At 73.4% G+C, this 4091-nt stretch carries 4 protein-coding genes; 2 read left to right on the top strand and 2 right to left on the bottom strand.

From position 1 onward, the window contains the following. Positions 1-160: 160 nt before the first annotated feature. Entirely contained in the window at positions 161-571 is a 411-nt protein-coding gene (locus MXD58_RS21925) for a VOC family protein (RefSeq protein ID WP_248838301.1), read from the top strand. Positions 572-632: 61 nt separating this feature from the next. Here MXD58_RS21925 and MXD58_RS21920 read toward each other — a convergent pair whose 3' ends face one another. Further along, entirely contained in the window at positions 633-1268 is a 636-nt protein-coding gene (locus MXD58_RS21920; RefSeq protein WP_250609835.1) for a helix-turn-helix domain-containing protein, read from the bottom strand. A gap of 338 nt (positions 1269-1606) precedes the next feature. Between MXD58_RS21920 and hflX the strand changes: the two genes are divergently transcribed. Then, the gene (gene hflX / locus MXD58_RS21915) at positions 1607-3067 is read left to right on the top strand and encodes a GTPase HflX (protein ID WP_248838303.1); all 1461 of its coding nucleotides are present in this window, start codon (positions 1607-1609) and stop codon (positions 3065-3067) included. A 184-nt stretch (positions 3068-3251) separates the two neighbouring features. Here hflX and lexA read toward each other — a convergent pair whose 3' ends face one another. After that, complete coding sequence (gene lexA / locus MXD58_RS21910; protein WP_248838304.1) at positions 3252-4016, bottom strand: transcriptional repressor LexA; 765 nt, start codon at positions 4014-4016, stop codon at positions 3252-3254. Positions 4017-4091 lie beyond the last annotated feature (75 nt).

Below are 4091 nucleotides of genomic sequence, written 5' to 3'. Positions count from 1 at the left end.
GGGCCGCCGCGGCCGCGGAGGTCCTCGACGTCGCCGGGCTCACCGTCGCCGGCTGATCCGGCCGCCCGCGGCCTACCGCGGCGGCGGGCGAACCTCGTCCGTCCGAACCTCGTCCGTTTTCGACAAGACCGGCCCCGGCCGGCGGTTCTAGCCTGCGGTCATGACAATCGCCTTCAATCTGATCGGTCTGGTCGTCTCGGACATGAGCCGCAGCCTGGCGTTCTACCGCCTGCTGGGGCTCAAGGTGCCGCAGGGCGCAGAGTCCGAGCCACACGTCGAGGTGAACCTGCCCGGGGGCCTGCGGATCGCCTTCGACACCGAGGCCACCATCCGTTCGTTCGATCCCGACTGGACGCCGGGAACCGGCGGCCCCGGGCGCGTGGGGCTGGCCTTCGCCTGCGCCGACCCCGCCGAGGTCGACGCCGCCTACGCGAACCTGCTCGCGGCCGGGCACACCGGGCATCTGAAGCCCTGGGACGCCTTCTGGGGTCAGCGCTACGCCACTGTCTTCGACCCCGACGGCAACCACGTCGACCTGTACGCCCCCCTGCCGGTCGCCGCGACCACGTGAGCGTCCCCCGGCCGCGGCCCGGCCCGGCCGGCGGATCACGCCGATCAGCCGGCCGTCGTGATCAGGGGGAGGCGGCGCTGGTCGGACCGGCGGCGAGCAGTCCGGTTGGCGTGACGCCGGCGAGCGTCCGCACCTCGCGGGCCAGGTGGGCCTGATCGGCGTAGCCGGCGTCGGCGGCGACGTCGGCGAGGCTTCGGCCCGGGCCGGCGACCCGCACCGCCTCCTGCAGGCGCAGGATGCGGGCCAGCGTCTTCGGGCCGTAGCCGAACATCCGCCGGCAACGACGCAGCAGCTGACGTTCGCTCAGTCCGACGGCGCGGGCGAGGCCGGGCACCGCGACCCCGCCCCGGATCCCGGCGACGATGGCGGGCGCGAGCGGATCGGCCAGGCCGGGATGCGTCGCGCGGCCCGCGAGTTCCGCTGCGAGTGCGGTGGCCGGGTCCGCCGCGGCGGCGACCCGCTCGGCGAGCCGGCGGGCCGGGCCGGCACCCCACAGATCGGCCAGCTCGACGCGGCTGTCGCGCAGCTGCTCGGCGCCGACACCGAGATGGGCCGGGCCGAGACCGGGATCGAAGCGCAGGCCCGCGTACCGCACCCCGGGCGCCCAACGGACGGTGCTGGCGGCGGTGTCCGGCCCGGCGACGATCAGCCGGCCGTCGGAGTGCCAGATGATGTCGACGCATCCGTCCGGCAGCACCCGATGGTCCTCCGGGCCCATCTGGGCAGTCGCGATCCAGGCCGTGGCCGGCAGCCGGCCGGCCCGTCGTTCGCGGTACACCCCGCCGAGGCTACGCCGATCACCCTGATCGCCAGATCGACGGGGGAAACCGTTCGCGATCGGTGTGCCGGCGTGGGACCCTCGTAGGCGACGGGCCGAATCCGCCCAGGTGGGCCGTGATGGCACGACGCGGTGCGAGTGGCGCCGTGCGGTGGTGGGCCAGGTGGATTCCCCGAAGTGGTCGCGCACGCGCGTGACCAGGCCGGATGAAGCGACGCGGAATGCCGCGGAAGCGGTGCGCGTTGAGAACGGATGGTATGACACTTCCTGCCGACGCCCTGGATGCGTCCACTTCCGACAGATCTCTCCTCACGCTGGCCGACGGAGATTCGGCCGACCTTTCAGGCTTTTTCGCCGATTCGGGCGACGGCTTGGACCTGGCGGATCGCGCGTCACTGCGCCGCATCCCCGGCCTGGCCACGGAACTCGTCGACGTCACCGAGGTGGAGTACCGCCAGCTTCGACTGGAGCAGGTGGTGCTCATCGGCGTGTGGACGTCGGGCACGCTGCAGTCCGCGGAGGACTCCATGACGGAGCTCGCGGCACTGGCCACGACCGCGGGTTCCGTCGTGCTCGACGCGCTCATGCAGCGCCGCGACCGGCCGGACGCCGCGACCTACGTCGGTTCCGGCAAGGCCCGTGAGCTCGCCGAGGTCGTCGCCGCGACCGGCGCGGACACGGTGGTCTGCGACGGCGAGCTGACCCCGGGCCAGCTCCGTCAGCTCGAGGAGATCGTCAAGGTCAAGGTCATCGACCGGACGGCGCTCATCCTGGACATCTTCGCCCAGCACGCGACCTCGAAAGAGGGCAAGGCGCAGGTGGAGCTGGCCCAGCTGCAGTACATGCTGCCGCGGCTGCGAGGCTGGGGTGAGTCGATGTCCCGGGCCGCCGCCGGCGGCGGTGGTCGCGCCCCCATCGGGACCCGCGGTCCCGGTGAGACGAAGATCGAGACGGACCGTCGGCGGTTGCGGGCCCGGATGGCGAAGCTGCGCCGCGAGCTCGCCGCGATGTCCACCGTGCGGGAGACGAAGCGCTCGGCCCGCGTGCGCGGCGAGGTGCCCTCGGTGGCGATCGCCGGCTACACCAACGCCGGCAAGTCGTCGCTGCTGAACCGGCTCACTGGCGCCGGGGTCCTGGTGGAGGACGCGCTGTTCGCCACGCTGGATCCCACCGTGCGCCGTGCCACCCTGCCCGACGGGCGGGTGTTCACCCTCGCCGACACGGTCGGCTTCGTCCGCCACCTGCCACACCAGATCGTCGAGGCGTTCCGCTCCACGCTGGAGGAGGTCGCCGACGCCGACCTGATCCTGCACGTGGTGGACGGCTCCGCGCCGGATCCCGCCGGGCAGATCTCGGCCGTGCGGGAGGTCCTCGCCGACATCGAGGCGAGCAACGTGCCCGAGCTGATCGTTGTGAACAAGATTGATGCCGCCGAACCCACGATGCTGGCCGGACTGCGCCAGCTCGCCCCGGACGCGGTCTTCGTCTCGGCCCGCTCCGGGGACGGGCTGAACACGCTGGTCGACGTGCTGTGCCAGCGGGTCCCGCATCCGGATGTGGAGGTGAAGGTCCTGCTCCCGTACACCCGGGGCGACCTCGTCTCCCGGGTGCACGCCGACGGTGAGGTGATCAACCTGGAGCACACCGCGGACGGCACCAGGCTGGCCGCCAGGGTGTCCTCGGCACTCGCCGCCGAGCTGGAAGCCTTCCGCGTCTGACAGTGCCCCGCGTCTGACAGTGCCCCGCGTGTGAGGGCGTTCCACGCCTGACGGCGGCCCGGGTCTGACGGTGCCTCGCGCCAGGCCGGCCGTTCACCACGGCCGGCCTGTGCCGGCCTGACCGAGGGCCCGGCGGCTCCCCGCGGGGAGCCGCCGGCCGGCCGGCCGCCAGACCGGATGCCGGTCAGACCCGGCGCAGCACGGCCACGATCCGGCCGAGGATGGTCGCCTCCTCGCCGGGGATGTCGTTGAACGCCGGGTTCTCCGGGTGCAGCCAGATCTTTCCGTCCCGTACCCGCAGGCGCTTGACCGTCGCCTCGCCATCGATCATCGCGGCGACGATCTCGCCGTTGTCCGCGACCGGCTGCTGGCGGACCGCGACCCAGTCACCGTCACAGATCGCCGCGCCTGTCATCGACTCACCGACGACCCGGAGCAGGAAGAGCGTCCCCTCGCCGACGATCTCCCTCGGCAGCGGGAAGACATCCTCGATCGCCTGCTCGGCCAGGATCGGGCCACCGGCGGCGATGCGCCCCAGCACCGGGACGTAGGTGGCCGCGCTCTCCTGGGCGGAACCGGACGCCAGCCGCGCCTGGCTGCCACCGAACGCGGCCACCACCGCCGCGTTGCCGCTCTCGGCCCGGCGCCGCGGCCGGTCCGGGCTGAGCACCTCCATCGCCCGCGGGCGATTGGGGTCGCGGCGCAGGTAGCCCTTCTCCTCCAGCACCTTGAGCTGGTGGGCCACGCTGCTCGTGCTCGTCAGCCCGACAGCCTCACCGATCTCCCGCACGCTGGGCGGGTAACCGCGGCGCTCAACAGCGTCCCGGATGACCTCGAGCACCTTGCGCTGCCGGGGGGTCAGGCCGGCCGCCTCCGCGGGGTTGTCGGGGAAGGCCCGCACGTTGCCGCGGGCCCCGGCCCGGCGCGTACCCCTGCCTTGGGTGGTCATCGCCTACCGCTCTCCTCGTCGCGTACTTCGTCGCCGGGCTGGCGCCGCGCGGCCGCGCGCCGGGCAGCGACGCGG

Origin of the sequence: Frankia sp. AgKG'84/4, assembly GCF_023242965.2 — a bacterium.
In the GTDB taxonomy this organism is placed as follows: Bacteria; Actinomycetota; Actinomycetes; order Frankiales; family Frankiaceae; genus Frankia.
This window is presented reverse-complemented; position numbering and strand designations above follow the sequence as displayed.

Bases quoted from the DNA above. Each gene is read 5' to 3' on its own strand.
- lexA (WP_248838304.1), bottom strand. From the start codon at position 4,016: ATGACCACCCAAGGCAGGGGTACGCGCCGGGCCGGGGCCCGCGGCAAC.
- hflX (WP_248838303.1), top strand. From the start codon at position 1,607: ATGACACTTCCTGCCGACGCCCTGGATGCGTCCACTTCCGACAGATCT.
- MXD58_RS21925 (WP_248838301.1), top strand. From the start codon at position 161: ATGACAATCGCCTTCAATCTGATCGGTCTGGTCGTCTCGGACATGAGC.